This is a genomic window from Lysinibacillus sp. FSL K6-0102 (assembly GCF_038003545.1).
Classification (GTDB): domain Bacteria; phylum Bacillota; class Bacilli; order Bacillales_A; family Planococcaceae; genus Lysinibacillus; species Lysinibacillus capsici.
Genome location: NZ_JBBOPH010000001.1, coordinates 1717830 through 1744688, shown reverse-complemented (window position 1 = coordinate 1744688; position 26859 = coordinate 1717830). Strand labels below are relative to the sequence as shown.

At 35.1% G+C, this 26859-nt stretch carries 44 protein-coding genes; 3 read left to right on the top strand and 41 right to left on the bottom strand.

The genetic code is table 11. The features are described 5' to 3' along the window. The 19 genes from NYE73_RS08675 to NYE73_RS08585 form a co-directional block, all read right to left on the bottom strand. Positions 1–2223 carry a VirD4-like conjugal transfer protein, CD1115 family gene (locus NYE73_RS08675; RefSeq protein ID WP_340815447.1) on the bottom strand — a complete coding sequence of 741 codons (2223 nt, stop codon included), beginning with the start codon at positions 2221–2223 and terminating at the stop codon, positions 1–3. A 200-nt stretch (positions 2224–2423) separates the two neighbouring features. Then, positions 2424–4250, bottom strand: a complete 1827-nt coding sequence (locus tag NYE73_RS08670; protein WP_340815446.1) for a hypothetical protein — start codon at positions 4248–4250, stop codon at positions 2424–2426. A gap of 91 nt (positions 4251–4341) precedes the next feature. After that, complete coding sequence (locus tag NYE73_RS08665; protein ID WP_340815445.1) at positions 4342–5541, bottom strand: hypothetical protein; 1200 nt, start codon at positions 5539–5541, stop codon at positions 4342–4344. Between the two features lie 59 nt (positions 5542–5600). Then, positions 5601–6026 (bottom strand): hypothetical protein, encoded by a 426-nt coding sequence (locus NYE73_RS08660; RefSeq protein ID WP_004230920.1) that lies wholly within the window; start codon positions 6024–6026, stop codon positions 5601–5603. Positions 6027–6046: 20 nt separating this feature from the next. Further along, entirely contained in the window at positions 6047–7447 is a 1401-nt protein-coding gene (locus NYE73_RS08655; RefSeq protein ID WP_340815444.1) for a toprim domain-containing protein, read from the bottom strand. Then, positions 7434–8411 carry a hypothetical protein gene (locus NYE73_RS08650; RefSeq protein WP_340815443.1) on the bottom strand — a complete coding sequence of 326 codons (978 nt, stop codon included), beginning with the start codon at positions 8409–8411 and terminating at the stop codon, positions 7434–7436. Before NYE73_RS08650 ends, NYE73_RS08655 begins: the two co-directional genes overlap by 14 nt. Before the next feature lie 43 nt (positions 8412–8454). After that, positions 8455–8688, bottom strand: a complete 234-nt coding sequence (locus NYE73_RS08645) for a pilin (RefSeq protein WP_004230916.1) — start codon at positions 8686–8688, stop codon at positions 8455–8457. Positions 8689–8691: 3 nt separating this feature from the next. Further along, entirely contained in the window at positions 8692–8895 is a 204-nt protein-coding gene (locus tag NYE73_RS08640) for a hypothetical protein (RefSeq protein WP_340815442.1), read from the bottom strand. A 96-nt stretch (positions 8896–8991) separates the two neighbouring features. Further along, positions 8992–9153, bottom strand: coding sequence for a hypothetical protein (locus NYE73_RS08635; RefSeq protein WP_004230910.1), 162 nt, complete (start codon positions 9151–9153; stop codon positions 8992–8994). Positions 9154–9233: 80 nt separating this feature from the next. Further along, positions 9234–9395 (bottom strand): hypothetical protein, encoded by a 162-nt coding sequence (locus NYE73_RS08630; RefSeq protein ID WP_004224145.1) that lies wholly within the window; start codon positions 9393–9395, stop codon positions 9234–9236. A gap of 79 nt (positions 9396–9474) precedes the next feature. Next, on the bottom strand, positions 9475–9636 hold the full coding sequence (locus NYE73_RS08625) for a hypothetical protein (protein WP_004224145.1): 162 nt from the start codon (positions 9634–9636) through the stop codon (positions 9475–9477). 122 nt (positions 9637–9758) lie between these two features. Continuing rightward, a complete protein-coding gene (locus NYE73_RS08620; RefSeq protein ID WP_315063152.1) occupies positions 9759–10547 on the bottom strand; it encodes a hypothetical protein in 789 nt (262 codons plus the stop codon). A 69-nt stretch (positions 10548–10616) separates the two neighbouring features. After that, positions 10617–11504 (bottom strand): hypothetical protein, encoded by an 888-nt coding sequence (locus NYE73_RS08615; protein WP_315063150.1) that lies wholly within the window; start codon positions 11502–11504, stop codon positions 10617–10619. 264 nt (positions 11505–11768) lie between these two features. Beyond that, positions 11769–11984, bottom strand: a complete 216-nt coding sequence (locus tag NYE73_RS08610; protein ID WP_340815441.1) for a helix-turn-helix domain-containing protein — start codon at positions 11982–11984, stop codon at positions 11769–11771. Between the two features lie 239 nt (positions 11985–12223). Beyond that, positions 12224–12463: a hypothetical protein gene (locus NYE73_RS08605; RefSeq protein WP_004224260.1), complete on the bottom strand. Its 240-nt coding sequence runs from the start codon at positions 12461–12463 to the stop codon at positions 12224–12226. Between the two features lie 25 nt (positions 12464–12488). Beyond that, the gene (locus tag NYE73_RS08600) at positions 12489–13025 is read right to left on the bottom strand and encodes a hypothetical protein (RefSeq protein WP_315054445.1); all 537 of its coding nucleotides are present in this window, start codon (positions 13023–13025) and stop codon (positions 12489–12491) included. A gap of 748 nt (positions 13026–13773) precedes the next feature. Next, positions 13774–14829, bottom strand: a complete 1056-nt coding sequence (locus tag NYE73_RS08595; RefSeq protein ID WP_315054447.1) for a hypothetical protein — start codon at positions 14827–14829, stop codon at positions 13774–13776. A 43-nt stretch (positions 14830–14872) separates the two neighbouring features. After that, positions 14873–15244, bottom strand: a complete 372-nt coding sequence (locus tag NYE73_RS08590) for a DMP19 family protein (RefSeq protein ID WP_315054448.1) — start codon at positions 15242–15244, stop codon at positions 14873–14875. 16 nt (positions 15245–15260) lie between these two features. Next, positions 15261–15665, bottom strand: coding sequence for a hypothetical protein (locus NYE73_RS08585; RefSeq protein WP_315054450.1), 405 nt, complete (start codon positions 15663–15665; stop codon positions 15261–15263). A gap of 528 nt (positions 15666–16193) precedes the next feature. On the opposite strand from NYE73_RS08585, the gene NYE73_RS08580 reads away from it, so the two are divergent. Then, the gene (locus tag NYE73_RS08580) at positions 16194–16610 is read left to right on the top strand and encodes a DUF3888 domain-containing protein (RefSeq protein WP_315054451.1); all 417 of its coding nucleotides are present in this window, start codon (positions 16194–16196) and stop codon (positions 16608–16610) included. A gap of 256 nt (positions 16611–16866) precedes the next feature. Here the strand turns inward: NYE73_RS08580 and NYE73_RS08575 are convergent, their stop codons facing one another. The 22 genes from NYE73_RS08575 to NYE73_RS08470 all read right to left on the bottom strand — a co-directional run bounded on the left by NYE73_RS08575 (position 16867) and on the right by NYE73_RS08470 (position 25914). Then, complete coding sequence (locus tag NYE73_RS08575) at positions 16867–17016, bottom strand: hypothetical protein (protein WP_315054453.1); 150 nt, start codon at positions 17014–17016, stop codon at positions 16867–16869. Between the two features lie 42 nt (positions 17017–17058). Beyond that, entirely contained in the window at positions 17059–17409 is a 351-nt protein-coding gene (locus NYE73_RS08570; RefSeq protein ID WP_315054454.1) for a hypothetical protein, read from the bottom strand. A gap of 55 nt (positions 17410–17464) precedes the next feature. Then, entirely contained in the window at positions 17465–17746 is a 282-nt protein-coding gene (locus NYE73_RS08565; RefSeq protein WP_315054456.1) for a hypothetical protein, read from the bottom strand. Between the two features lie 40 nt (positions 17747–17786). Beyond that, positions 17787–18497 (bottom strand): hypothetical protein, encoded by a 711-nt coding sequence (locus NYE73_RS08560; RefSeq protein WP_315054457.1) that lies wholly within the window; start codon positions 18495–18497, stop codon positions 17787–17789. 252 nt (positions 18498–18749) lie between these two features. After that, entirely contained in the window at positions 18750–19061 is a 312-nt protein-coding gene (locus NYE73_RS08555; RefSeq protein ID WP_315054461.1) for a DNA-methyltransferase, read from the bottom strand. Continuing rightward, positions 19042–19734: a DNA-methyltransferase gene (locus NYE73_RS08550; protein WP_340815439.1), complete on the bottom strand. Its 693-nt coding sequence runs from the start codon at positions 19732–19734 to the stop codon at positions 19042–19044. The genes NYE73_RS08555 and NYE73_RS08550 overlap by 20 nt, the downstream gene beginning before the upstream one ends. A 74-nt stretch (positions 19735–19808) precedes the next feature. Next, positions 19809–20015 carry a hypothetical protein gene (locus tag NYE73_RS08545; RefSeq protein WP_315054463.1) on the bottom strand — a complete coding sequence of 69 codons (207 nt, stop codon included), beginning with the start codon at positions 20013–20015 and terminating at the stop codon, positions 19809–19811. Positions 20016–20029: 14 nt separating this feature from the next. Continuing rightward, the gene (locus NYE73_RS08540) at positions 20030–20206 is read right to left on the bottom strand and encodes a hypothetical protein (protein ID WP_340815438.1); all 177 of its coding nucleotides are present in this window, start codon (positions 20204–20206) and stop codon (positions 20030–20032) included. A gap of 268 nt (positions 20207–20474) precedes the next feature. Next, positions 20475–20672: a hypothetical protein gene (locus NYE73_RS08535; RefSeq protein ID WP_315054466.1), complete on the bottom strand. Its 198-nt coding sequence runs from the start codon at positions 20670–20672 to the stop codon at positions 20475–20477. A 23-nt stretch (positions 20673–20695) separates the two neighbouring features. Next, positions 20696–20965: a hypothetical protein gene (locus tag NYE73_RS08530; protein WP_315054467.1), complete on the bottom strand. Its 270-nt coding sequence runs from the start codon at positions 20963–20965 to the stop codon at positions 20696–20698. A gap of 10 nt (positions 20966–20975) precedes the next feature. Continuing rightward, a complete protein-coding gene (locus NYE73_RS08525; protein ID WP_315054469.1) occupies positions 20976–21314 on the bottom strand; it encodes a hypothetical protein in 339 nt (112 codons plus the stop codon). Next, positions 21311–21610 carry a hypothetical protein gene (locus tag NYE73_RS08520; protein WP_315054470.1) on the bottom strand — a complete coding sequence of 100 codons (300 nt, stop codon included), beginning with the start codon at positions 21608–21610 and terminating at the stop codon, positions 21311–21313. Before NYE73_RS08520 ends, NYE73_RS08525 begins: the two co-directional genes overlap by 4 nt. A gap of 25 nt (positions 21611–21635) precedes the next feature. Continuing rightward, the gene (locus NYE73_RS08515; RefSeq protein WP_315054472.1) at positions 21636–22130 is read right to left on the bottom strand and encodes a hypothetical protein; all 495 of its coding nucleotides are present in this window, start codon (positions 22128–22130) and stop codon (positions 21636–21638) included. A 24-nt stretch (positions 22131–22154) separates the two neighbouring features. Beyond that, complete coding sequence (locus NYE73_RS08510; RefSeq protein ID WP_315054474.1) at positions 22155–22328, bottom strand: hypothetical protein; 174 nt, start codon at positions 22326–22328, stop codon at positions 22155–22157. A 33-nt stretch (positions 22329–22361) separates the two neighbouring features. Then, positions 22362–22736: a hypothetical protein gene (locus NYE73_RS08505; protein WP_315054476.1), complete on the bottom strand. Its 375-nt coding sequence runs from the start codon at positions 22734–22736 to the stop codon at positions 22362–22364. Between the two features lie 33 nt (positions 22737–22769). Continuing rightward, positions 22770–23198, bottom strand: coding sequence for an ArpU family phage packaging/lysis transcriptional regulator (locus NYE73_RS08500; RefSeq protein ID WP_315054478.1), 429 nt, complete (start codon positions 23196–23198; stop codon positions 22770–22772). A gap of 94 nt (positions 23199–23292) precedes the next feature. Continuing rightward, complete coding sequence (locus NYE73_RS08495) at positions 23293–23499, bottom strand: hypothetical protein (protein WP_274995973.1); 207 nt, start codon at positions 23497–23499, stop codon at positions 23293–23295. A 113-nt stretch (positions 23500–23612) separates the two neighbouring features. Continuing rightward, the gene (locus NYE73_RS08490; protein ID WP_274995971.1) at positions 23613–23768 is read right to left on the bottom strand and encodes a DUF6906 family protein; all 156 of its coding nucleotides are present in this window, start codon (positions 23766–23768) and stop codon (positions 23613–23615) included. 41 nt (positions 23769–23809) lie between these two features. Then, positions 23810–24397, bottom strand: coding sequence for a Rha family transcriptional regulator (locus NYE73_RS08485; RefSeq protein ID WP_315054484.1), 588 nt, complete (start codon positions 24395–24397; stop codon positions 23810–23812). A gap of 21 nt (positions 24398–24418) precedes the next feature. Then, positions 24419–24790 (bottom strand): hypothetical protein, encoded by a 372-nt coding sequence (locus NYE73_RS08480; protein WP_315054487.1) that lies wholly within the window; start codon positions 24788–24790, stop codon positions 24419–24421. A gap of 642 nt (positions 24791–25432) precedes the next feature. After that, complete coding sequence (locus NYE73_RS08475) at positions 25433–25627, bottom strand: hypothetical protein (RefSeq protein WP_315054489.1); 195 nt, start codon at positions 25625–25627, stop codon at positions 25433–25435. A 110-nt stretch (positions 25628–25737) separates the two neighbouring features. Next, a complete protein-coding gene (locus tag NYE73_RS08470; RefSeq protein ID WP_158499496.1) occupies positions 25738–25914 on the bottom strand; it encodes a hypothetical protein in 177 nt (58 codons plus the stop codon). 195 nt (positions 25915–26109) lie between these two features. Here NYE73_RS08470 and NYE73_RS08465 point away from each other — a divergent pair, with 195 nt between their 5' ends. Together NYE73_RS08465 and NYE73_RS08460 are read left to right on the top strand one after the other, a co-directional pair. Next, complete coding sequence (locus NYE73_RS08465; protein ID WP_315054493.1) at positions 26110–26607, top strand: helix-turn-helix domain-containing protein; 498 nt, start codon at positions 26110–26112, stop codon at positions 26605–26607. Positions 26608–26626: 19 nt separating this feature from the next. Then, a complete protein-coding gene (locus NYE73_RS08460; RefSeq protein WP_315054495.1) occupies positions 26627–26818 on the top strand; it encodes a hypothetical protein in 192 nt (63 codons plus the stop codon). The last annotated feature ends 41 nt before the right edge of the window (positions 26819–26859 follow it).

Sequence of the window (26859 nt, the reverse complement as noted above, 5' to 3'; positions counted from 1 at the left end):
TTATTGACTCCCTTCCATAATCAATTTTTGAATAGTTGTTATCTTTTCATCTTGAGCTGAAGACATTTTATTTTGCATCGTTTTTTCACGTTGTTCTCGTAAAATACTTGTCCATTCCCTCAAAACTTTATCTGGTAAGTATTTTTTTAACTCCTTGAAAATTCTACGTTCAATAGGTATTGATTCAATCGTTGATCCATAAGTAAGATAACTAAAGAGCTGTAAAAATGACCAGGTAGGGATTTCATCTAAATAATCATCCGTTGATTGTAATAGCTGATACAAGGTACTTGTCAAATTAGAAAACTCTGCTGTACTCATTGCTGAAGACATACATACAAAAAGGTCTCTTTCACTTTTTGAAGTGAAGACCATTTCAGACATCTTTAAATTGTGATACTTAGTGGACATAATGGGTAGAGATAATATGGACTTACTATTATCAAAGTCCTCTGCTAGATACTCCCAACGGAACTTAGCAGCTGTAACGCTCGTATTAAAAATAGGCTTAGGCACAATTTTTCTACGCTCATTATCTTGACGCTTATTAGCACGAACGACTACAGATTCCCCTTCTTTTAACTGCATTAATTCATCTGGCATAAGTAAAGCACGTTCTTTCACGGATTCACTATGCGACTTATCTGTAGACAGTAATTTTCCACTACGACTCACATCTGTAATTGTTTTTGTACCAATGAGCGCGGAGAACTGTTCTGCTGTCGCTTTATCTTTCGTTAAAATATATATTTGGTTAGAGCAGTTACCAATGATTGTATCTGCGTCATCACCATATAGGGATTTCATTTGAGAATAAGCTTGTATAATTAAATGAAACCTAAACCCTCGGCCAGCCCCTACAGTAACCATACCGTCCATACCATCCACTACTGGCATATTCCCAAATTCATCAAGTAAAGCATGTACATGGCGTTTCATTTTGCCACTAGGACTCATCGTAGCCTTCTCAGCATTTACTCGATATAATTGACTCACAAAAATACTGGCCAAAACGTGGTTCGATTTATCATAGTCAGGCGTTACCATAAAAATCGCGATTGGCTTGTCGCCAAATCCGACTTCTGTTAAATCTAAACTGTTGTAACTTGTAAGTTTTGCATTGGGTTCTAATGTGAAAATTTGCAATTTATCCATCGCTGATGAGAAAATTCCTGCGCGTGTATTACCAGCAGCAAAGTTACTTGTTGAATACATCATACGAGCTGGGTTGACCTCATCTCTGGCTTGGAAAAATAAATCTAATGCGTTTTCACCTGTTTCTGCGTTAGTATCACTTCCAAGTGTAGACAGGAAATTAGCCACAGAATATAAGTTAATCGTATCTTCTTTACCAGTCAGTAACGCATCCTCAGTCAAAGCTAAAATGATTGCTGTCACCAAAGATTGAGCTGAGTTGGACCAAAACTTATCTTTTGCTGATGGATCATTGTATAGCATAAACCCTACGCTATTCGCATACTGTTGCGCTAAACTCGTATTTCCTGATTTCCACGCATCGATAACTACTTGTAATGGATTAAATCCCATTCCCATGTATTGTTGTATTAAATTAAATACATGCACTTCGTAACCACGAGCAATTAGCGTGTCATAACTAGCAGCTGCAAGTTCCCCTTTTGGATCGTTGACAACTAAGGAGGGCTTATTTTTGGCTCGACTCAGTACATCTATCTGAGGAAATACAAAAGTTTCCCCTTTACCTGATCTCGTAATCCCAATAACCATCGTATGAATGGGTCCTTCATCGATTAATAGACGGTACGGACGCCCTTTTTCCTGTAAAGCTGAAATAATGACGCCACCATCACCGTCATATTCTTTTTCTGCAGCAGGTATAATTTTGTATTGCTTTTTTAATTCACGCACCTGTTCAAATTCACTAGTGCCGTGCTGCCCTTTATTCAAATCCACAAAATTCAAACGAATTTTATAGATAAATTTCACAAATCCTATTGTGCTTAGAATTGCAAACCCTATATAAAACGGAATCCAAGTTGACTGAAAATCTAAAAAGCTTCGCCAATCAATCGAAAAAGATACACTCTTGGGATCTGCCTGGAATTGATGGAACGATGCCAGTATAGATTGAAGGAATGCAAGCACAAAATTCGAAACAAAAAACATGAGTGACCAAAAAACTATTGAGAAAACAAGAAGCCCTTTAGGTTGTGCTAAACGTTGTAAATATTTTGTTTCATTCATAGACCTTACTCCTTTCTTTCAGATTCCAACAAAAAACACGCTCTGGATGTAGTAGTTACATCTGAACGTGTTTGATTTCTTGTTGCTCTTTTTGAGGGGCAATATTCCCATAGTCCGTATTTATATAAGCTATAGCAGCTACAAATACAAAAAACAAAAACCAAATTGACTTTTTGAGAAATTTTTTCATATATCTCACCTTAATTGTATTGGAAATTCAATTCATACTGGTAATAATCCTCATAAGTACGCGTATCAGAGGCTGGTCTTACCACTTTTCCTCGGTACTTATAAATACGCGTATCCATTTCAGGTCTTGTAACCGTACCAGTGTAATCCTGTACATATTCATATATTCGTGTATCAGTAGCTGGCTTTGTTACTGTTCCCTTATAAGCATATACACGTGAATCTGATGCTGGTAATACTGCACTGTATTCTTGTGTATATTGATATACAGCATCTTTTGTTACGTTTCCACCGTAGACTTGAAACCATCGGAAAACATCAAACGTATAATCTGCTGTGATTACCCTCTTATATGGATAATAAATGCCATTATACAAGAAGTTTCCGTATTCTATACTACTTTTCCAGCGTATACTATTTTCGATTATTTTAGGGTTTACTCTCCCTAGTGCTCTTAAAGTAGCTTCATTTGTTCTAACAATATACTCTATTGCGCTTTCACCATTTAGCCTCCCATTAGGATTGATATTTATATCTTTAACCTGGCCGTTTAATTCACTTAAATTGTTAGAGTAATAGTTAGTATTATGAATTCCTATTATAGCAGGAGTCCATTCTGAGCTATGTTTTGTTGAATAAGTTGGGTTCCCAATTGCCTGTAATGTACCTATATATCCATCTTTTGAATAATTATAAGTCGAAGAAGGTGTTTCTTTTGCCCAATGCCATCTAGGACCACCTACCTCAATAGATATAATTTTAGTTTCTTGATCTGTTAATATACTTTTCTTAGAATCACCTGTTCTATACAAAGTAACCCCATCTTTTACAATGGTGTCAGGAAATGTATTTGTAATACTTGTCAATGAATCAGTGATATTTTTTTCTGGAATATACTCCTCACTTACCGTATAGCGTTCTAATGTTCCTACATAACCATCATGGTTGTATTTTTCGGCTGTAGCACCCTCTATCCATTTTGTATCTGAAGGTGTGTATTCACCACTAAAGATTGTTTTAACTGGATTTCCATTCTTCAACAAAGTGCCATGATAGCCATCTGATCCATAATCAATAGAACCTGGGAAAATGCTAGTAAATAACGCTGTTTTGGTTGTCGTGATCACCTTACTATCAGCTGGCATAAGTTTTCCACTATAAAGATAGCGTTCTAGTGTGCCTGTATAACCATTTTGGTTATACGCAGCTGTATCTTCACCTGTCACATATTTTTCATCTGCCAGCGAATTTGTTCCACCTGTTTGTACTGTCTTTACTACTTTTCCACCTGATACTTTAACGGTCACTTTCTCCCCTTCAACACGTACAACTTCTACTTTCCCCATATCTGAAGATACACCCAGCAGATTTTTTAATCCTGGTACCGTAAATGTGTACTCTTTATCTGGCTGCAATGATTCAGGCGTTCTTGCAAAATATGATTTTGTGATCACAGTTGGGGGATTGGTTTCATTCGAATTATTCCAGTTTTTCCCTATGGAACGCTTCATAATCACGATTTTATCTTGACCATCTAGCGTTTTCTTACCACGCACATTTTGGTAGTTGTATTCATACCCAATAACAATATCTTCTCCAAATTTAACAAGTCCTGGCTTAGAGAAAGTCACCGTTAAATCCTTTTTCTTTAATCTTTCAGCTACTTGTGAAACATGTTCAGATACACCGCCTTCTTCTTTGACAAGCTCTGTAACCTCTTCTGTCATCTTTAAAAAGGCATGTTGATGGAAAGCATCGATAGACATCATGAGAAGAAAAGGAAAAACCACAGCTGCAAACAACGCTGTGGCCAGAATAGCACCTTTTAGATTAGACATACGGAATCTCTCACTCCCTTCTTGTAAAATGACTCACCACTCTGCTAAACCTTTCGGTTCTAGCATTTAAAGTTAGAATGTTTTATAGTCCTCAATTACTCATGTACTCAAATTGTAGTTGATATTGATAGTAGTTGGCGTAAGTACGTGTATCTGATTCTGATCTTGTGACGTATCCTTCGTAATCCCAACTTGGATTACCTTTAGAATTGTCATAAGCTATACCAGTAAATTTACGAATACCCTTAGTAGCTAAAATTTCAAGGGTATCTCCATTTTTAGGGTTAGGGACAATGGAATTAAGATCGGGTTTATTTGGATATTCGACACTGTTTAATAATTCTAGTGATGATTCCCCAGCTCTATAGACATACTTAGGTTCATCAAAGAAAGTATCCACATAATCAATTAAATCGCCTACCCAAGTTACACCATTTGGATCTGTTTCTTTGTACTTGAAAACAGTGTTACTACAACCTGTTGTTCCGCTAGTACGAGTCCAATCTCCATCTTTATAAACATAAAATGAAGAGCTTCCATCTACCAAATGTATACACAAATTATCACCTGTTACTTGTTTACTTGGTGCTGTTCCTGAATATCCAACGTATTGTAACTTACCTACATACCCATCTTGGTTATAATTCAAGTATTTCGCTACTCTAGGACTACTTCGTTTTTCTGTAACTCGAACAAATTTCGTATCAGCTGGAATAAATGCTCCACCTGTTTGAACTTTCTTTGAGATGGCTCCATTAGAAACTCTCGCTGTTACTTCTTCACCGTTAACACGCACAATTTCAACATTTCCAGTATTGGAAGTTACATTTAGTATATTTTTTAATCTTGGTATGTTAAACGTAAATTCACCATTGGCATTTAACGATTCAGGCGTTGTCACAGAATATGTTTGAGGTTCCTTTGGCGTGGTAGGATTACCGCCACCTGCGAATATACGTTTGTCTATTACCACTTTATTTTGTGTAGCTAACTTTTGTTTACCACGTACATTTTGATACTCATATTGATAATTAATAACAATTTCTTCTCCAAACTGAACTAAACTAGGTTTAGAAAAAGTCACTATGTAGCCTTTGCTCTTTAAATTATTCGCTACCTGTTGTACTTGTTCGGAAACGCCACCTTCTTGTTTAATAAGCTCTGCTATTTTTTCTGTTGTACTGAGATAAGCACGCTGTTGCAAAGAGTCGATTCCAAAACTTAATAAGAAAGGAAACACTACACCAACCCATAGTGCCATCGCCAAAATCGCACCTTTTAGATTTGACATGCCTGTGCTTCACCACCCTCCCCTTAAAGTAAAAGGCACTCACCAAATTTGGTGAGTACCTACTCTAATTCATTCAGTGTTAAGTGTCGTTCAGCAGTACCCTTCACTTTACCCTTTTCATCAATATATCGAATACGGTATTGGATACCGCGAATATCTTTATCAATGGATGTTACTTTTCCTCCTGCATCTACAAATGCATAATTTACTTGGAGCTTGTAGGTAAGATTTTTTTGAGTTGCTGCAATTTCAGTCAACAAATTTTCTACTAATTCCTTTTTGTCTATATACAAAGCGTCCTTCTCTGATCGTCCCTGCTCATTTAAGCCTGTTCGAATGGCTCCTACATGAGCAGTTTCCAAAACCACTTCAGTTTCGGCCATTGTACGTGTCGTTATATTCTGAACTGATGCCCCGTAGGCAATAAACCCTATAAAAGCTACGAACGCTAGTAGTGGTACAAACCATTTCAAAAAAGTCGTCATAATATCTCCTTCCTTGTGTCTTATCGTTCATATTGAAGTTTCCGCATTTGATTTTCTTTTTTGAAAAGTTGTTGATTAACACATTTCTCAAAAGACTTATGATCATCCAGAGAAAATTTTATTGGCGATAAGGCATCATCAGGATATTCAAAAACTTTGTACTCTAAATTCATTTTCTCAAAAAATCCAATCAACTCATGTGTTTTGTTCTGACCTTCAGCTGTATGTGGCATAGCTAGAATAAATGTTTTACGCTGTAAATCCCTGTTTAACATTAGTTTCTGGATAGGTTCTTTAAAATCAACATTGCCCTCTCCCTGTAAAACTAATACGCCACATTCTGCATCAACACTTCGGAACGATAAAGCATCCATTCTCGAATTGCATATTACTACATGTTGCATGGATTTTTTAATATCAATATAATTTCTGCTGTTTGACTCAAATTTCTTATCAAAAAACTGAACATATCGCTGAAATTTTTCCTTTTCCTTTACTAAAAAGTCATTTCCATCTTTACACGTTTCAGGATATATAAAAATTTGATAATCAGCATGTATTTCTTCCAGACAACTAGCGATTTCTTTGGAAGCTTTATAGCCAGCAACATCATCGTCCATAGCAATAAGAAATCGCTTATTCTTAAATTTTTCTGGATTTTCTTTTATATAGTTGCAGAGAGTTCGGTATTTCCGAGAACCTGTTAATGCCATAATTCCAAGCGTTTTATCGATTTCACGGAATGATAAACTGTCCAAAATAGCTTCACCAATAACAACGGTTTTTGCCTCTTCAGGAATATCAACAAAAAAATCCCTCGCTTCATTTGAGGGATTCACAACTAGTTGTATTTCTTTAGGTTCAATATTTGGATTAATGGATGAACGTAACAAAATTCGATCTATACGACCATCCTCACTAAATAACGGAAAGACAAGGTTTCTTTGACACATCCAATGATTATCCGCATAATTTTTCGGTAATAATCCATTCGCATATTCAAACATAAATTTCACGCCTTCTGGATTAGAAAAATCAGCAATGAACGGGGAAGTAGTTGCACGTGAAAGTCCTCGATAACCCTTGTCTAAGGTGTCACTTTCGATATTTTGTAGGACATGATTCATTAATTTTGTAAAGTCGGCCAGCTGCTTAGACTCCTTAACGCTAAGTCCCTTTCTTTTATCTTGATCAGTAGAGTAAGAGATTTCAGCCTCTTTTTCTTCGTAGGATAAAATAAAACGCTCACCACAACTATTTTCTCGATTGCATTGAATGAAATTCATATTGTTTTTATAAATAAACGCTTCCTGTTGCTGGCACTCTGGACACGTACAAATGAAATATCTGCCTCGATCCTTTGCATTTAATTCGGCCAACATCTCATTTATATCTTGATAAAGTAATTTATTGTGGCTCATCCTCCTTCACCTCGTCTCTCTGTAATTGCTTTTCAATATCCAACTTAAATTGTTGTAGAATTGGACTTAAAACAAGAGATTCAATCATTTCATCATTAGCAAGCGAGAAGCCTTGCGATAAAATAGCATCATATTTTTCTTTTAAAGCCGTAACCAGTGTTAAATGAATTTCGTAAGCTTCAGCAAAACTATATTGTTCTACAAAAGTAGAGAAAAGGATCAGCTGAACAGACTGATATAGTTTGAAATTGGGACATAAAGCCTCAATTCGATGTTTTCCTACAGACTGAAAACTTGCACCAGCATATTGAGTAAATTGTTTGAAAGCTGTATCCTCTTGCAATATCAAATTTACCTTTTCCTCTAACAGTTTCTGCTGTTGAAGAAAGTCTGTTTGCTCACCTTGCAAAGTCTTTTGAACATCGAGGACTAACTTTTCTAAAGCAGTTTTTATAGCTGCCATCATTTGCTCAAGTTCTGCATAAAAGCCTGTTCTAACAAGTGGTTGCATGGTTCCATACACTTCATTTAGTTGTGAACCATCTAAGTAAATAGGGAATGGTTCAAAAGCAGAAACACCGAATAATTGATCAAAGCGAATCGCAAATGTCGCAAACTCTTTATTAATAAACAGCTGCTTTTCCTCCTCAACATACTCCTTCAGGGTGTTGACATACTTATGTCGTATATCTTCTTCCCAACTATCAAATGTTAGAATTGTATGCTCAAGCTGTTTTTGGAGGCTATCTTTTTTGTCAAAATGAACTTGGCTGATAACTAAACATTGGCCATCAATCCAAAATTCAAAAGACTTGGTAGAGGCTGCCCTTTTTTCTTTTGCAATTCTGTCACGAATCCTATCAATAATTCCTTCTGCTTCGGTAAAAAAATAATTCCGTTCTTCATCAATTTCTCGAAAGTAATCACCGTCATCCTTGAAACGAATCAATAATTTTCGTAACACATTGTTTTCTCCTTCCCTTGCTTTCCCTCAGTAAAATATTAGATCAGAATCCAGATACTTTTCCTGTCATCCAAGCAACGAAAGATGCAGCTAGATAAACAATGGCGAATCCGATAAATACGTTCATCATCCAAGACTGCGCACTTTCTTTCTTTTGAGGATCTTTTGCAAACATCCAAACAAGGCCAATAATAATTAAAACCAAGCCAGCTACTGCAGGCGCAAATTTTTGTACGTCATTTGCAATCTCATTTATAAGTGTAATGGCATTATCCATGCTTTATACCTCCTTTTCCTTAGCTAGAGAAGCTATCATTCCTTTATTTTCTAAGCTAAATTCAAGAATTAGAGCTTGATGTTGCTGATGTAGCCAATCAAAATAAGACTGTCCCTGTACCTCAAATATTTCCTTTACTAAGGCCTCAGTTTCAGCAAAACCTTCTGGCTTTACTTTGCTTTGTCGTTTTCTTTCTGATGGTGTCAATTTGTAATTCTCCTTTCGATAAAATAAAAAAGCAGAAGATCGTTATCTTCTGCTCCTCATGACTGCGATGCCCTACAGGGCTGAATTAAGCCTTTATCATACGCCAATTCCACTAAATACGTTGTCTACCATTTTCGTCCATCCTGCACCGATTTTCGCCATTAAAGGATCGATTACGCCAGTGGCAAAGGCTACCATTCCACCGAATAAAACTAAAACGATGATGGCTAATGTGATCTCTGCTTTATAGTTATTCAATTCCTATACCTCCCTTCAATTGAATTAGAGCAATAAAAAAAAGAAGAGTCTCTCACGTTCTCTTCTAAAAGGCTGTATTTTTAAACGCCAATTCCGCCAAATACGTTGTCTACCATTTTCGTCCATCCTGCACCGATTTTCGCCATTAGAGGATCGACTACACCAGTAGCAAAGGCTACCATTCCACCGAATAAAACTAAAACGATGATGGCTAATGTGATCTCTGCTTTGTAGTTATTCAATTCCTATACCTCCCTTCAATTGAATTAGAGCAATAAAAAAAGAAGAGTCTCTCACGCTCTCTTCTAAAAGGCTGTATTTTTAAACGCCAATTCCGCCAAATACGTTGTCTACCATTTTCGTCCATCCTGCACCGATTTTCGCCATTAAAGGATCGACTACACCAGTAGCAAAGGCTACCATCCCACCAAATAAAACTAAAACGATAATAGCTAGAGTGATCTCTGCTTTGTAGTTATTCAAAATTCTCCACCTCCCTTCAAGGGCAATAAAAAAAGAGTGGCCAACGCCCCCTCTCTTGAATGCATTAATATTTAGTTCCAGCCCCAAGCTGCCTGTCGAACATTAATAAACTATCAAACACATTATTTTTTAAATGGATTAGAACCATCTTTAAAGATACCTTTTGCCATAACATCAGGATGATTATATTTACTGTCAAAGTAATCTTTAGCTACTTCAGAAACACCATTTTCTTTCGCCAAAGTTACAGTGTGATTAAGTCCAATTACGTAAGGAACGATTCCAGGAGCTTCATTAAAAATAGCAGCCTGCTTTTTAATGTAGGCTTTCATTTCAGCCTCAATTACAGCGCGCTTTTCAAGGTCATTCCAGTTATCGGCCAATTTTGTTTTAAAATTTGTAAGATCATGTTCAATTAAATTTCCCCAGAAAATTTTATTGTACTCGTATTTACCATCGACAAGTTCAAAGTACGCTGGTGTTTTTTCAGCTTCAAATGCACGATATGGTTGCCAGTCATTTTCTCGAATGCCGTATTGAATTAACTCTTGGCGATTTGCATTTGTTGCATAAACATTTAATGCTTTAAGTGCTTCGTGTGGTGTATACTCATGCTTATTTCCATACATATCATAAGTATACTCACCTGCTTTATCTGCCCAAATATCTGTGTCAGAAAGCTTCACGTTAAACGTTTCTTCTAATGCTTGTCGACGCTCACTATCATTGTTTGATTGTAGTTTTTGCTGAGTTGTTGTTTTTACTGGTGCTACTTCTACAATTGGTTCTACCTGGTTAACTGGTTTTGTTTCTGTTTCGGCAGCAAATGCTGATGTCATTAGCATCATAGATGCCACAGCAGCGAATGGCACAGCCATCACTTTACGTTTAAGGTTTTTTGTCATTTTCACTATAATCCCATCCTTTTTTAGTATCTTAGTTTTTAAAAATAGAAAGGACTCCCCAAATTTGGGGAATCCCTATCGTTCATGAGCTTGTGCAGCCATAGCTTTGTTTTGCTTTCGATCAAGTTGTACTGGCTCATGCTCGTACAACTTTTGATCGATAACAGTTGTAAAGTCCTTTAAGCGTTCGTTCATATAAAGAATGCTCTGCATCAACTTTGATTTAGCTGAATCTTTTACTTCGGAAATACTATCGCGAACACCATTCCGTAGCCCAATTACCTTGTCATCCATTTTTTGTTTGGATGTTAATGTACGTTCAATAATAGAATCTTTGAAATGCTGGCGACATTCCTTTAGAAGATTTTTCATTTCATCACGATAGTCAGCGAATGTCTTCTTCTTTGATTGTTGATCCACAGAATTGAGCATTTGTTCGATACCTATTTCAATACGATTAAATTGCTCACTTATTAAATGTTCCACCTCTTTCTTAGTTAAGAAAGATTGGTCATTTTCATCACCAACTGCCTGTGTTTCGACAACCTTCATTAATTCAGTACCATGTTGTTCAATTTCATTTTGCATGTCTTTTGTGAATGTATCCTTTACATGCTTTCGTTTTTGATATTGTAAGAACATATCTGAATTAGTTAATGAAGGATTAAGTCCTTCATATGAAAAGCCATGTTCTTCAGCAATTTCCCTCGCATATTTTTCCGCACGCCACAGTTGTTTATAGGATTTTAATAAGAAAGGTTGAAACTCATCCTTTCCTTCACGACCTTTGTAGCGTACAGCTGCGTCAACATGCCATTTCCCATCATCTCCGTACATGCTCAAAGTAACTTTTGGTTTATTGCCGTGTACTTCCTGCCTACTTTCTACAAAAGACAACATATCTGAAATGTCCACTGGCTCAAGTTCATACCCATAGATTTGTTGCTTTGAACGTTCTTCCATTTTCTCTTTTCCCTCCCATCAAAAATATTAATATTTCAAAAGCGAAAAGGATCTCTCCTATAAATAGGAAAGACCCTTTATGTATCCTGTCAAAATTTTTTCTTTCTTCAGGACATAATCTTCTGATACTAATACTTTAGCACAGATTTTCCGAAAAAAAGTCCAAGAAAAGTCCAGAAAAAGTCCAAGAAAAGTCCAAAGAAAGTCCAGAAAAAGTCCAGAAAAAGTCCAGAAAAAGTCCAAGCAGTCATTCAAAGGCTAGAGTCACTTTGACTGGGATGTGTTTTTTTCAAATTCTAATTGCTTCTTAATAGAATAAATAGTATTCCTAGCAAGACCTGTTTCTCGATGAATATTCACTACTGATTCATTTTGTTTTAATAATTGGACCACTACATTATAGATAAGACGATCCTTTCCCTTTGCTTCAGCATGATATTTTCTAGGCTTCCCTTTGTGCAATTTATCTCTTAAAGTCACAACATTGATATTACTACAATCTATTTTGTTCAGCTAGAGTCTACTTAAAATGAACATTTATTAATAGGCTTTAAATTTAATATTGAACAGATGAATCCAATCACAGATTTATTCCCATAGATATTTAAAGTGTTTCGCTATAAAACAAAAAGCCCCGAATAGTTTTCACTTTTAAGTGTCTACAATTCGGGGCTTCAAGATGTATTTAAGGAATTATTTTTAAATAAGTGTAATCAATTCTAAGCAGATATTACCCAGACTTTATATCTCGTTTCCTTATCTATTGAAATCTCAGTAATTACTCTGAATTCTTTCATTTCAGCAAGTCTAAAAGCTAAGGAATAAGCTATTTTATAATCTGGTGTATCATAACCATCATATAGTCTTGCATAAATCTCATTTCCTATTGAGTCGGCCCATACATCTGCTTCATGTAAGCTATCGAAAATAATATTTTCCTTATTCCATCTAAGAGCCATCTATTTAACCCCCTATATGGAAAGTTTATGATACTCTACATTTCAGGTCAACCGAAGTAGCACTACTATTTGCACCGTTAGATGAATGTGCTCTAAAGAATAGAGTTACAATATCGTTGGCTTTAAGAGGTTGGCTTTTGCCTGTTAACATAATTTGATAATTTTTCAAACTACCATGAAAATTATAATCTGGTGCTGCTGTGTGATTTGAATATGGCGAATTAATCATAACACCATTTACAGTTGCAGTACCGATACCTACCGTTGTTGTAGGACTATATTTAGAATAAGCTGATGATCTTATGTGAAAACCCCACTGTATTGAACGATCAGCTGATTGGGTATTTGTCTGTATTGTTACATAAGAATCATCATTATTAAAACTAGTAAAGGTTTGGTTGCAATAAGGAATCCCATCCCCTGGACCATCAATACCAAGAGGTTCTATATTTATATCTTCCGTTTCCTGTTCCAACTCAGTAGCTGAAACATTTTCTTGCTTAAGAGGCGCAAGTGATAATATTAATACGAGTGAAAAAATAGAAAATAAAAGTTTTTTCATATAATTACCTCCTTTTTTTAACATTATATCATTTATTTAGTATATTTATATAAAAATTCAAAATTCCGCACTAAGTGATTATCACTTTTACTTTTATTAACAATTATGTATGTAAAATTTCTTCCAAAATAAAGTACAGATACTTTATTTGTTCTATCGTTTCAGAAGAAGAATCTGAATTTTTTTGTTTAGTTTTTTTGAATATCTTATAAGATATTATGGTCATTATTTATAACTTAAAGGTTTTCATTCTTTCTTTGATAGAAAGAAAAACATAACCAACTTCAACCTCGTCATCCATGAGGAAAGTATAATAGAAAAAATAATAGAGAAAAAACAGCACATAGTAATCAAAATAGTATTCATATATTAATAGAGAGCAATCATTAAGCTTGCAAAGCCAATGATAGCAAGGCCTTGACGACTTATTAATTTTTGGAAATGGTTTATCCTCTAAAAATGACGAAAAGGGATGGTTTATTCACATAATCACTTCAATTATCCACGAAATGAGCAATCTTCAAGATAAGTCATCCACATTCCTAAATGGATTTAAATTTTAAAAGGCGACTATTCCACAGCTCGAATTGGATTGAAATGCCATCAAAAAAGGTAGGCTCCTGGATATTCTCCTGGTCCTACCAACAAATTTTATATTCTTCTATTTTTTAAAGATATACATGGTAAAGATACATGTATGCCTGCATGACAAATAGCCCTTTCTGAATACTTTTTTCAGAAAAGGCTCTTATTGAAATTGCTCGGGTACATCCCAATTTGCATCTTTGTACGAGCTGGCGATGAGATAGCGTAACGGCTGCTCCTCTTGGAAAATACGTTTTGTCTGAAGTCTTAGGGTCTTGCGGAAGTACGCCCCTAGAACTTGAATATTACAAGTTTGACGTTCAAGCTCTCGCACACTTGCGCTTAAAATATCGGCCATAACAGCTTTCACCGTAGACATTGCGTTTTCATTCGCTTCCACCGCATAATACATTGGCGTAATGATTTCTTGCTTGCAAGCATACTGCATATCCTGTAACTCATCGCTTGTATAACGTACACTGCTGGATCTTAATAAAGAAGATAATGTATTGTGTGCAGATGCCTGGAATTGGTCGAACTTGGCATCATGCTTCCTTTCTCTGTAGACGTTTTCTACAAACGCCAATTCAAATAGACCTTCTATTTCTTGTTTAACCTGGATCAAACTATTCTTGCCATAGAATACACGTTTTAACCACTTATTAAACACATGCTTAGACTGTTTTAATTTATTGAATAACGTGATTTTCTTACGTTTTAACCATTGTTTACTCTTACGTTTAGATTCCCTATACAGGCCATTTATAAGGTCCAATAAGCCTAATAAACCACGTACATCACGGCCTTTAATAAAACCTCTTAAAAAGCCACTTTTAAAAATTGCTTTGGGTACAAGAAAATACCCAGGTATCCTAGTATTTACTGCAGTTGGCACATAAGCAGCTACTACTGGCAATTGAATATATGTACGACCATTTATACGGTCAATATGTAATAAACCAATGTCAAAAAGGCGGTGATAACCATTATGTATTGAGCTATAAGGAAGATTATGTTTTTCGCATTCTTCCTTTAAATTTAAATCTTGCTCCAAGATAAGCCCTACCTCATCACAAAGCGAGCGTAGTAATATGTAAGTAACTAAGGAAGAAGCAGTCAGTTTTTTTTCTGCGCCATATACATACTCATGTTCATAACGTTTTAAATACTTTAATTCTTCATCGAAAAACTGCATTCCATCTACTACTCTTTCACTCATCTTCCTGCTCCTCCTTCCATTCTTAATCTTAATGCTAAAACAGCTATTTAGTATCGAATTGGTCTATAAATTTAGTACCCCAGTCTTCCAATCCATAGCTATTCATAAATTCTTTAGCAACTTGTTTATACTGGTTATTGCATTCTTCAATTGCCTCGTTATACTCGTTGTATATTTCTTTAATTTCAGGAATAAAAGTAGAATGTTGATGTTGGTAATAACCTAATCCTGATACAGTCACTTTGATAAATATGGCTGCTACTGTCTGATCCAATTCAGAATTTCTTTTATGTAATAATTCAAGGAACTCAAACATTTTGTCATAAGCTCGATTACCAAACCAGCCATCGAACCCATTATTCATAACTTGATAATCCATATACTCTAGTAATTGAATATCCTTTTCCGTTAACATATCGTTCTTCTCCCATCTAATTACGATTTTCTTTTAATAGTGTGCTAACATTGGCATCAGTAATAACAAATCTTTTATCAGGTCTTGTAAAGACGTATTCTTTTTCATTCCATTTAACAATAGAGCTATTGGCATATCTTGTTTCCCATATATTACTGATATTTTGACTATTCATATCTGTGATCATTTCGTTATAACAAAATATGTCAAATCGTTCGGATTCCATCGTATATTTTATTATTAATGAATGGTCCTCTTCTAAAATGGCACCATTTCTTTCTTTGATACATTTATTTCCATATAAAGATGCTACCTCTATATCATTTTTAAGTGGTGTAATACTTACAAAGAATAGTAAACATAAACTAGCAAGACTTAATATTGCCAAAAATTTTAGAGCACCTTCGTTATCTTCAAACATATTTAACTCCTTTCCTGACCAATGTTGCTACAGAAATCGTCCTTGTACTAAATAAAGCACATTTAGTTATTTTCTTTTTAAGGCATAGAAAAAACCTCCAAAAAACATTAAAACAACAACGAATGCAATCCAGTTGTATGATAACTGCTTAACTTTTTCGAAACTAGTAATATCTCCGAAGAATACAACCCATAAGGCAAATATCAACGCAGAAACTGAAAGTACCACTGTAATAACCCTCACTTAATCTTCTTCCTTTCCAAAAATCCCCCTATAAATACACCAGCCTAACATCCCTAAATAAAAAACGATAAAAGCGTTCCGAAAAATCATGTCCAAAACAACACTTCCTTTTCCCTGGTATATTTTATTGCCAACTTTTCAAAGGAAAACAATCCTCAGATGGTGCAGTAAACTACTGTTGAATTATCTAGGGTATTTTTTACCTCCTCTTTTAACTACATACTTTTAATTGGATGGTTAATAATAAATTTATAAAATATATAAAAGAGGTGTATTATTTTATAAATGAAAAAGGGATTATCTGCTTTTATAATATTAATTACTCTTGCTTTATTTTTTCTTCCAAGGACAGGGTTAGGGGTTTATGGACCTACTCAGGATTCTAACGATCTTAGATTACAGGATATGCTCATGCTCATTCTAACTCCTTATATTGAAAAGGATTTGAGAAGCTATTATAATCCGAAGATTTTAAAGGATGTTTCACCCTTTGTTACTCCTTTGAAAATTGAATTAATTGAAACAAAAAGAAATCATTTCAGAGGCTTTGATCTGCAAATTACATTTGAAATTGAGCCTACAGATGGCGGACATAATATTTCATTAGGAAAAGATAGAATGACCTATGAAATATCTGTTGGACCTGAGGTTAAATTGATAAATCACACTCACCTTAAGACTTATAAATATCCACCAGAATAATTCATTAAAATTTTATCCTTTCATATCTATCATTAGCCCATTTTTTTAAGTCATAATTTCTCAAGCCTAGTTAGTCTTAGTTGCTTAAAAAATTTACTCATTAAATTAGAAGAATAACTTATGGTTAGGAGCATAGTTATATCAATACACGCACTCAAAATAACCACTAAAAATAATAGCTTTACTAAGAGAAGCACTATAAAAATAAAATCTAAAACTATCACAAAATCACTACTCCTTCCTTTGCACAAAATGTTTAAGAGTCTTTGTTGAATTTTCGCTTCATTTCATCTAAATAAGCATTTAATCGTATGCGTTTTTCTTTGTCGCTCAAACCTTGCTTTGTCCAGTTTTCATAAAGTTTTTCAAGTTCATTCTTTTGCTTTATAACTTTATAAATATCCATGTAAATACCCCTTCCTTTGGCTGAACAATATCCTCATATTGTTCAGTAAACCGTTTCTGGAATATCGCGCATAGCTTCTTCAATTTCTTCAATCTGATCTGACGTTAATACTTCGCATGCTGTATCGTGAAAATGAAGCAAATCGGCATGTTCGTTAATTAGCTTTTCGTAGTTCTTTTCATTTGCTAAAAACTGTTGGTAACTAAAATCGAAATTAACCTTTTGTAAATATTTCGTTTGGAACGAACCACTAAAACCATCAAGCATAATTACTGTATAATCGTGATTTGGATGGTGCTTAAATTCATCCGACGTACATATCCAAATTTGTCCGTCATGACTTTCAGCTTCAATGCAAGTATGCATTACTACTGTGTCGCCTTTTTGTAGCATTTCACTATCTCCCTTCACTGTTCATATTGTGCAGTAACTTTGACATATTGCTTAGTTAAATATCGTCAGTCTCGTCCCAAAATGTCGGAAACTGTTCATCGATTAACTTTAGGACAAAGCCTTTATTGTTATTCATCCAGCGTTCGGCTCTTCGAAATGCCCCTTTAGTTCTGACTGCCCCTACATCTTTTAATTGCTGCCAATCAACTCGTAAATTAGCTTCTTGATATACATGCTGTGTAATACGCACCTTGACTTCTAATTTGTCATCCATGCGATTAGCAAAACGTAAGATAACATTCTCTATTTTGCCTTGACGATTTTCTGTGGCATTCATAGTGAAATCTCCTTCCTAAGTGTTCAGTAAGATAAAGGGTTTATGCCTTACGCAAGGCTCGTACCTCTCTCGATAATCCAATATATTCATTCCAATACTCTTCACGATAATCTTCTTTCATTTTGAAATAACGTTCCTTATCCTTTACGAAAACCTCACACCACTTTTGATTCCATTGTGCTTGTAAGGTCGCTACCACTGACGGCTTTGGTGTTGCATAATGCGTTTGCACTTTTAAAAGTATTTCTTCAATCGTTAAGCCATCTTCATTCATGTATAAGGCATGTTTTATTTTGTCTATGGTGTTTTTATACGGTGTGATCGATTCGCCACCTTTAACGCCACCAACATTTAAAATGTCTAGTTCTTCATCGATATAGTCAGCAATTTTAAATCGTTTAGCACTTCGCTGTCGCTTGCCCCAAAAGTAAATAGACACTTTGTTGCGATATGCTTTTTCATCGAAATAAATTAAACCTATTTCTAAATGTTTTAACCAATCTAAGATTAATTGCGCGTGATAGTGTTTCGGCTTTGGAACTAAAATGAACATATAATCGACTAAATGTTTACGTCTTGCTGCTTGTTCAATTACTTTAAAATTAAGCGACGTTTTCATTTCAACGCCAATGTATACATTTCCATGCTTGCTAACAACATCTAAATCTACAACCTCAGCAAACACTTTTTCACAATTCATATCATTCGATAAAAACTGTTTTAATGGTTCAAATAAATCGGATTCTTTCATTTACTCAGCCCCTTTCGTTACTGCACATTTTCTTTCTGTTGAGCAGTATCTATCTATGCCCTTTTCCATAACAATTCGTGCAATTTACCTTTACTTTACCTCCCCAAATTGTATTTCCACTACTTCCGACCAATTGAATGCGTCTGTTACCCAAACGCTCACCATCATTGACAACTACATAACCTTGACCATTACATTTCTTACACTTTTTCATACTCTCTCTATCCTTTCTGAACATTTTCTTTCTAGTGTTTAACCTAATTCATGGATTAGTTCCAGCTGTACTTTACTTAATCGCTTTTCAGCTATTTTTATATACTCTGGATTGAGTTCGATTCCGATAAAATTACGGCCATGTTTTAATGCAACTAATCCTGTTGTTCCTGAACCAAAGAACGGATCCATTACAACGCCATTCAACGGACAACCAGCCAATACACATGGTTCAATTAAATCTTCTGAAAATGTTGCGAAATGTGCCTCTTTTAATGGTTTAGTTGAAACTGTCCATACTGATCGTTTATTGCGTTTATCTCGAATTGCTCTAAAATGCCTCGTTACCATACTTGCCCTCAAAGGAACCTCTAGGCTTATCAGTACGCCTTGCTTTCTGTGCTTGTCCGAATGCACCTTGCGATCCTCTAACATCTAAAGTTCCATATACAGCTGGTTCCTTTATTGCTTCATGATCGTAATAGTATTTTGGCTGCTTGCTTAATAGAAAAATATATTCATGGGATTTTGTTGGCCGATCAGTAACACTTTCTGGCATCGGATTTGGCTTACTCCATACTATGTCCTGTCGCAAGTACCATCCATCTGCTTGTAATGCAAAGGCAACACGCCAAGGCAACCCTATTAAATCTTTTGGCTTTAATCCATCTACATTTTTTGATATTTTAACAATCCCATCAAACTGCCCATTACTTTGCATGTGGTTTTTACTTGGATTGCCTTTGCCATCTGCATTACGCCCTTTTCCACTACCTGCGTATGCATCACCAAGATTTAGCCAAACAGTCCCATCATCTTTCAGGATCCGTTTAATTTCTCGAAACACATCTACAAGTGCTGAAACATATTCTTCAACAGAGTTTTCAAGTCCTATTTGTCCATCAACACCATAGTCACGTAGCCCCCAATAAGGAGGACTTGTGACGACTGTATTTACGCTTTCGTCAGATAGTGTTTTTAACACCTCTAAACAATGTCCTTGATAGATTTTATTAAGCTCCAACTCGTCACCCCCTTACTGCACATTTTCTTTCAAATAATCCTCAAACTGTTCAGTAAATTTGATGATTGTACTGATTAAACTAAGAAAATATTTTTAGCAAGCAAAGAACCAGCAACTGCTTTAATTACCATTCTGTCGTACTTGTCTTGAGCTTCCTCGATATTACGCATTAAGTCGAATAAATCATCTGTATCTAAATTTGCTACTTTCTCGGCCTTTTGCTCATTTGTAAGCTCCGAGTTTTTCACTAAAAATTGGTTAAGTTTCGCACTGTATTTCATTTAGTTAGCTCCCTTCATACACAAGATAAATCTTTAAAACGATTCCCACATTCTCCTTCTGTGATCAGATTCATAATCACAATGGTAACAATGATACGTGTCATCTTCTCTAACCCAACAATCAGAATAACCACAACAAGAACAAGTAGCCCAATCACAATCACATTCAGGGTCAGTAGCTTTTGCGCCACAACCAATACAAGTGTCTTTTAGACCTAACTTTTTCAAATCTAATCACCTTCTTTCAAGCTGTTCAGCCATCCTTTAAAATCCTCAGCATTACGCCAAGCATAATAAAAGCAATAACAGTAAATGTATAAAATGCCTAGTGAAAAACTCCATATTCCTCCTTCTTCTTTTTCTATTAAAAACCCAATGAGGAACACTAAATAACATAATGTTCCCTGTTCAGTTTTTAAAATCATTGAAGTATTGCCGTGACATAAATCGTGTATATAGCTAAATTTCTTTTAATAAAGCAACCTGAACACTAATGTATTTGCATCCTAATCGCTCATATTTTGTTGTCAATTGTTTTTCGGCTTCTGCATGTGCTCCACTAGGATCATTTGCTTCAACATATATTGTTGGTTTAGCTGATAGATGACTTACACCATCATTAGCACTTACATTACAGTGACAAATGTAATTTTTCATACCATGTTTTCACACCCTTCCAATTAAAATGAGAGTTCATGCGCTCGCATTATCTGCACCTCTCCAGCAAAATCGACCCGATACTGATTTTTAGGTAAAACCTCCACAATCTCACCAGGCTTCTTTAAAACAATTGGGTAATAAGCTTCCAAATACATATATGCCTCATAATCACTTTCTTGTGTAATGGCAGCATGTACCTTGTCACCGACTGTAAATGTAGGTTGATCATTTTCTAACAAATCATATATTGTGACTTGTCCTAATGCTTCCATCGCTTCAAAATGGCTCATTACATTCACCTCACCACATTAATCCAAAGATATTTCGATAAAGTTCTCTTTCTGCTGAATAATGATTGTGTCGTAATTTTTTTTGATGATTTTGTAGTATCATCTCCATTTGCTCTTTGAAAGTTACTACTCTAGAAAACAAGTTATTTTGATTATTTGGAGCAGGTAGAAGTAGTTGTAATTCTCTACAACCCGTCCCCATTTCTCCACTGACACAAAACATGGAGTTATTAATTTTCACCATATGAAAGGCTGCACCTTTCCCCATTTTTCCTATGACAAGGGTATTGTGAGTCCTATTAAAACAATCAACAAAATGTAGCTGTCTATACTCATCTACTGATTTCATTTGTTGTCCCCCTTGCTTTTATCGCAATATGGAATTGCTGTATTGTTCACATTGACATACATTTGCACAAAACCACCACCCGATTTAATGTCTTCTGTACTAATAAAATGGCAACCTGTTTTTGAGTGTTTTATTTCATGAACTGTTTGTGTGCCGATCTTTGTATCAGAAACTAAAACAAACCCTTTTGGTAAACTTTTCTCTTTGGCTTCAGCTGCTGGTTCATTTGCTGAAAATAGAAGAACACACCCGAAAAATAAAGTAAAAATTAGTGTTGCTAATGTACCATTGCTCATATAAATAGCCTCCTCCTTTACAACGTCATAAAGCGTTGCTTAATATGCAGTTAACAAAAATATAAAGAATATGGATTTCCATAACGTCCAATGGATCATCATCTTTTCTATGACGATTTAGGTAGTCTGATAAACAAATAAGCGCTCCATAATAATCATGGTTCGTCATGGCACATACAGAGCGTTGTAAATCGTCAGAGCGTTCAAAGTCTTTTAATACACTGAGAGAGGGCAAAATAGCTGATTCATACTGAATAATGGATATTTCAATTAATTGCTTCATAATGGAGATAAGATGGATAATGACCTCTTGATTAGTAGAAGTCTCTTTCAAATTTCCAATTAATAAGTCGCTGTACTCTCTACGAGTTATAAGTACGTCATTTTGCGTTCGTTCTAAAAACGATTTTATGTACGCTACATCAGCTATTGAAGGATGGTAGATTCTCTCATCATCCAGCCATTGATACGTCATAATCGGATTTTCTTGTATTGGACTACGAAAAAATCGTTGAAACATAGCTACGCTCCTTTTGTTGCTGCATCACCGAAGTTTTACTTTTAACCATTTAGAAAAAATAACAATAATAATCGGTAACAGTAAGCAAATGAAAATCGATAAACCATTAATTATGAGATCATGTAAATTAGGGAAATAATGTCCTAATATTAGTGACATCGAGAAGCTTCCCACAAACAGATAAATTATTAATCCCATGCTATGGCACCCCCTATTTGAGCTACCTCACTTCTACATATCTTCTTCCTCAAAATAATCAAATTCATCAATTGGATACCAGTTATCATCGATTTCAATTTTTTTTATTGTCGTTGATTCAGGGAAAGGTCCAAAAAAAGATAAGACTGATTTTTCTTTTACAGCAAGATCTTCTAACAGCGTATTTTCTTCTATGTTCCAATGGTTATACTCATAGGAGTTAATCATCATTTTGTAATAAACCTTATTGGTATCGTCTGCAAGAATTGCATATGCTCCATCATCCTGTTTTTCTAATTTGAGAAACGTTGCTGATATTTTTTCTTCTTTTTCTTCTTCCTCTTCACATCCACTAAGGAAGAATAGCGATGATAACCCCAAGATCATTAGGCTTGCTTTTATTTTCATATAATCCACCCTTTATAAAATGTGTACTTGTCGTCAATACTCACTTCGGATAATCGAATCATCAGCAAGTTGAAGTCCTAACCAATAAAGTGCATCTTTTTTTAAAAGATAATAGGCAGAGCGACTTAGGTTCAATTCTGTATAAACAAAATCGTCACTTAGATATTTACCATCAGAACTTCTTGATAAATATTTAAGTTGAATCAGCTTACGATGTAATTCTGGAAGACACTTTAAATTCACATGGAAGGCCTCCACCCATTCAGCTGCTGAAGCTTTTTTAATTGCTGCCGTTTCTGTAGAGCTATGAAAACCATTCGAGTGCATTGGTGTATCAGTCCATCGACTAGTCATACTAGGTAAATGGCTAGCATTAGCCTGTAACTCCATTTCAAAATACTTTTGCAAACATTTGTCAATTACCCATTTGATTAACTCTTCTTTATCTTCACGTTTAGCCATTTCAACAGTGACAGCCCTCCTTGAAAAAATAAAAGTAAGTGAAAAACTAAACATTGCACGCTAGTTCTTCACTCTTATATGTAGTGCTTGGCTATTACCAACCCTTAAAACATGCATCAAAAAGGGATTGTCCATATTTTGATAAACTACTCTTTTTAATCGCTGAAGTTTGTTGCACAACTGTTGTCAAATCCCCATGTTTTCTAAGCTTAGATACAACAAAACCCACTTTATGGACCATTCCATCTGAAAATGACATAGTCATTAATGAAACAAGAGTACCTTTTTTTGATTCAGGCATATTTTTAACTCTCCCAACTTTTTATTTTTTTATATTAGATATAAATAAAAACAACACATTAAAATGATGAGAAAACATAATACATCTAACAACTTCCTCACACCTTTCCGTTTCTAAGGCGCAGGAATAGTACATGCATTTCCAGAAATGCGCTCGATTATTACCCATTCAACATTCGTTTTTTTACTGAGTAACCAATCATTCGGCTCTAATCCCAATGATTGAAGATGCTGGCGTTGAAAAACTGTTAGTTTTTTCCCATTCTTCATTGAACACCCCTCCTTTACTCGGAAACCGCAACATCCCGAACCTATTTAATATTTTGAGGACTCTCCAATTTTGGTGATTCCCAACTATTAATAACTGCTAGTGCTTCAGCAAATGAACTTCTTGGAATATCTTTATAAGACAACACTTGAAATTGCTGCTTTAGTGACTTATATAAAGTAGTAAAATATTTTCTCTTAGCGTAAGGTGATAGATTCGGATAAATAATAGATAATCTCTCTTTTACCGCACGGCTTATAGCTTGTTGTTCACTAAAAATTAAAGTATTTTGTCGATCAGCAAGTAATTGATGTGTATGGTTAAATGCAGCTATGTAAAGTTCTTTAAATTGCATTGCCTTTTCACCTGTATAACCCATAGCCAAAATAACAAATCCATCAAATGTTAAGACATACATTGGCATTTTTCGCCCTTGTCCATTTACATAATCCGCCTCTCCAATGTTGGCGAGACGAAAAGTTTCTGAACATTTCAAGTTACGTATATCGCGTAAAACCTTGTCATGCCCTTTTTGAAAGACCTCTGCAATGATCCGACTATCTGTAAAAGCTTTATTATCATTCACGAAAACAATTCCTTGATGACCTTCCAGCAATTGTTGTAGAGTCAAAACTAATGCCCCTTTCTATAGTTAAACTGTTTCTCTTTGTCTACTATCTACGCTCCACATTTCTATCCCATCGATAGTGACTTTATAGTGTTCAATTAGCCAATTTTCATTTGTTGTATCTTTAAACCAGGGCTGTTGCTGGTCTTTAGTTGTAATGGCCAAAAAAGCTTCTTTTGTGATTAAAACATTGCCAATTTTATTATTTTGATCTTTAGAAATACTAATAATGCCTATTCTTAGAGCTTCCGTCTGAAGATCCTGTTGTATTCTCACAAAACGCGGATTGAGGTTGAAAAAATAGACATCTTGATAGGTCTTAAAATGATCCTCAAAATCTTGCTGTACCTGTAAAACCATATCGATAAATGATCTAATTTGGTTTAACCTTTGCATCAAAATTCCTCCCTTTAAAATTTAATAGTCCTCAACAATCATAAAGTACATTCTGTATTTCTAGGACCCTCATTATCCATCACCAATTTTTGATATTTTAAAAAAATTTAATGTCCTATTCTCTAAAACAATTTTTATTTATTCCATTCGTTACATCAATTTCATCAGTTTCCTTTTACTAACCTGCTATCGAAAATACCTCTTCTCTAAGCAATAAAGGAATTTCTCCCACGTTTTTTAATATTTAACTTGTAATTTCAACATGAGAATAAAGCCCAAATAAAATTGCCGTAAACGGGAGAGCGTAGACACTCTCACTGCCTCTTGATATGATGTTTTGTATCTATAGTCTTTTTTGATAATTGTTTAATCGTTAGAGCGATTAAGCAGTTTTTTTATTGCTCAGTTGTATATGCATTTAGCTGGATCACCTGGGTTTTCCACCCTCTACGATTTGACTTATCAGCAAGGGAAAACTTCAAACCTCTAATTATATTAACCTCCGTATCTATCATATATTTCGTAGCATATGCCTTTTGTAATTCATCTAACCTGTACATTTAAATCTCCCTTTTTTCTATAAGCTACCAGAACAATTCCATATACCTTTTGAATGGGAGGAACAAGAGAAACCAAAATAATTTAAGACAGAGTATCACCTACATATTCTGTAGTTTCTTCCCACAAAGCTTTAATCGTCTTCTTACCCTCACCCCAATCGCGTAATAAAGAAATTGCCTTTTCAGCATCAAGACGTGAAAGTTCTGCTAATTTAGCGGGTAAATTCGCATGTTGACGAATACGCTCTGGAAGGATTGGACAATTTGATTTTGTCATAATTGGATCACCTCCTTTAGAATGGTCTGACGTTGCTACCGTCACAAAGCTATAAGGACCTATGTACCGTCATCGACACGGTATCACAGCACTCAGTATAAATAATTTTCTTACGCAGTTTCATTCTGTTGCTCTTTATCTTTTCTCCCCACTACCTGCATAGTCACCATTGCACCTTGAATTAATGTTGCAAATGTCTGTTGCTGTTCTGGTGTCAACATTTTCAAATATGCGCTTACTTGCTCAACCGCTTCTTTTTCTTCCACAGCAATGATTCGATCACTCATTTCACTCACTCCTTTCAATTAGATTGATGTTGCACCGCAACTAAACCTCAAATAAATTACTCAAAATAAACTTACTATGTCTCTTTGAGTCAAATATATTACTCTTTGAGTATTTTGTCAATCGTTTTAGAACACAAAATGTTGCATTGAGTCATAAAGTGATATACGATGTTTACAAGAAAGGGGGGATTAAAATTGAATGAACGCCTAAAAGCTATGAGAAAGCATCTAAAATTAAAGCAAGACGAAATGGGTGAAAAAGTAAAGTTATCTCGTTCTCATATTTCTTCCTTAGAAAATGGAACTAGGGAAATAACAGACAGAATAATTAGCGATGTTTGTAGAGAATTCAACGTCAATGAACACTGGCTACGAACAGGCGAAGGTGAAATGTTCATCCAACCAGAAACTTTTTCATTAGATGAGTACGCACAAAAAAGCCAGCTCTCTGAATTAGAGCTGGACATCATTAAAAGCTATATGGATTTAAACAAAGATGTGCGTCAAGCAATTCTCAAAACAGCACAACATCTCTTTACAAAACACTCTGAAATAGCGTCTACTGTTGAGGAAAATAATGATGAAGTTGATATTGAAGCAGAATTGGAGCGTTATCGACAAGAGTTGGAAGCTGAGAAAAAAGCTCGAATGTTATTAGCTTCACAAAAGCAAAAAAAAGACTTAACAGGATGAAAGGTGAATGAAAGCGTAGATGGATGATGATAAATTGTTACAGCTATTTAACCGACTAACTCAGAGTAATAAAGAGTATGTACTTAACATCGTTGAATCTCTATTAAAAAATCAAGATTTATTCAAAGACTTTGTGCCTGATTCTACAATAGAAACAATCACCCAAGAAGAGAAAATAAAAAGATTAAAAATGTTATTAAAGTTAGATTGAATATTTTAAGCACTTTATGATGATTTCATTATCAACAATAA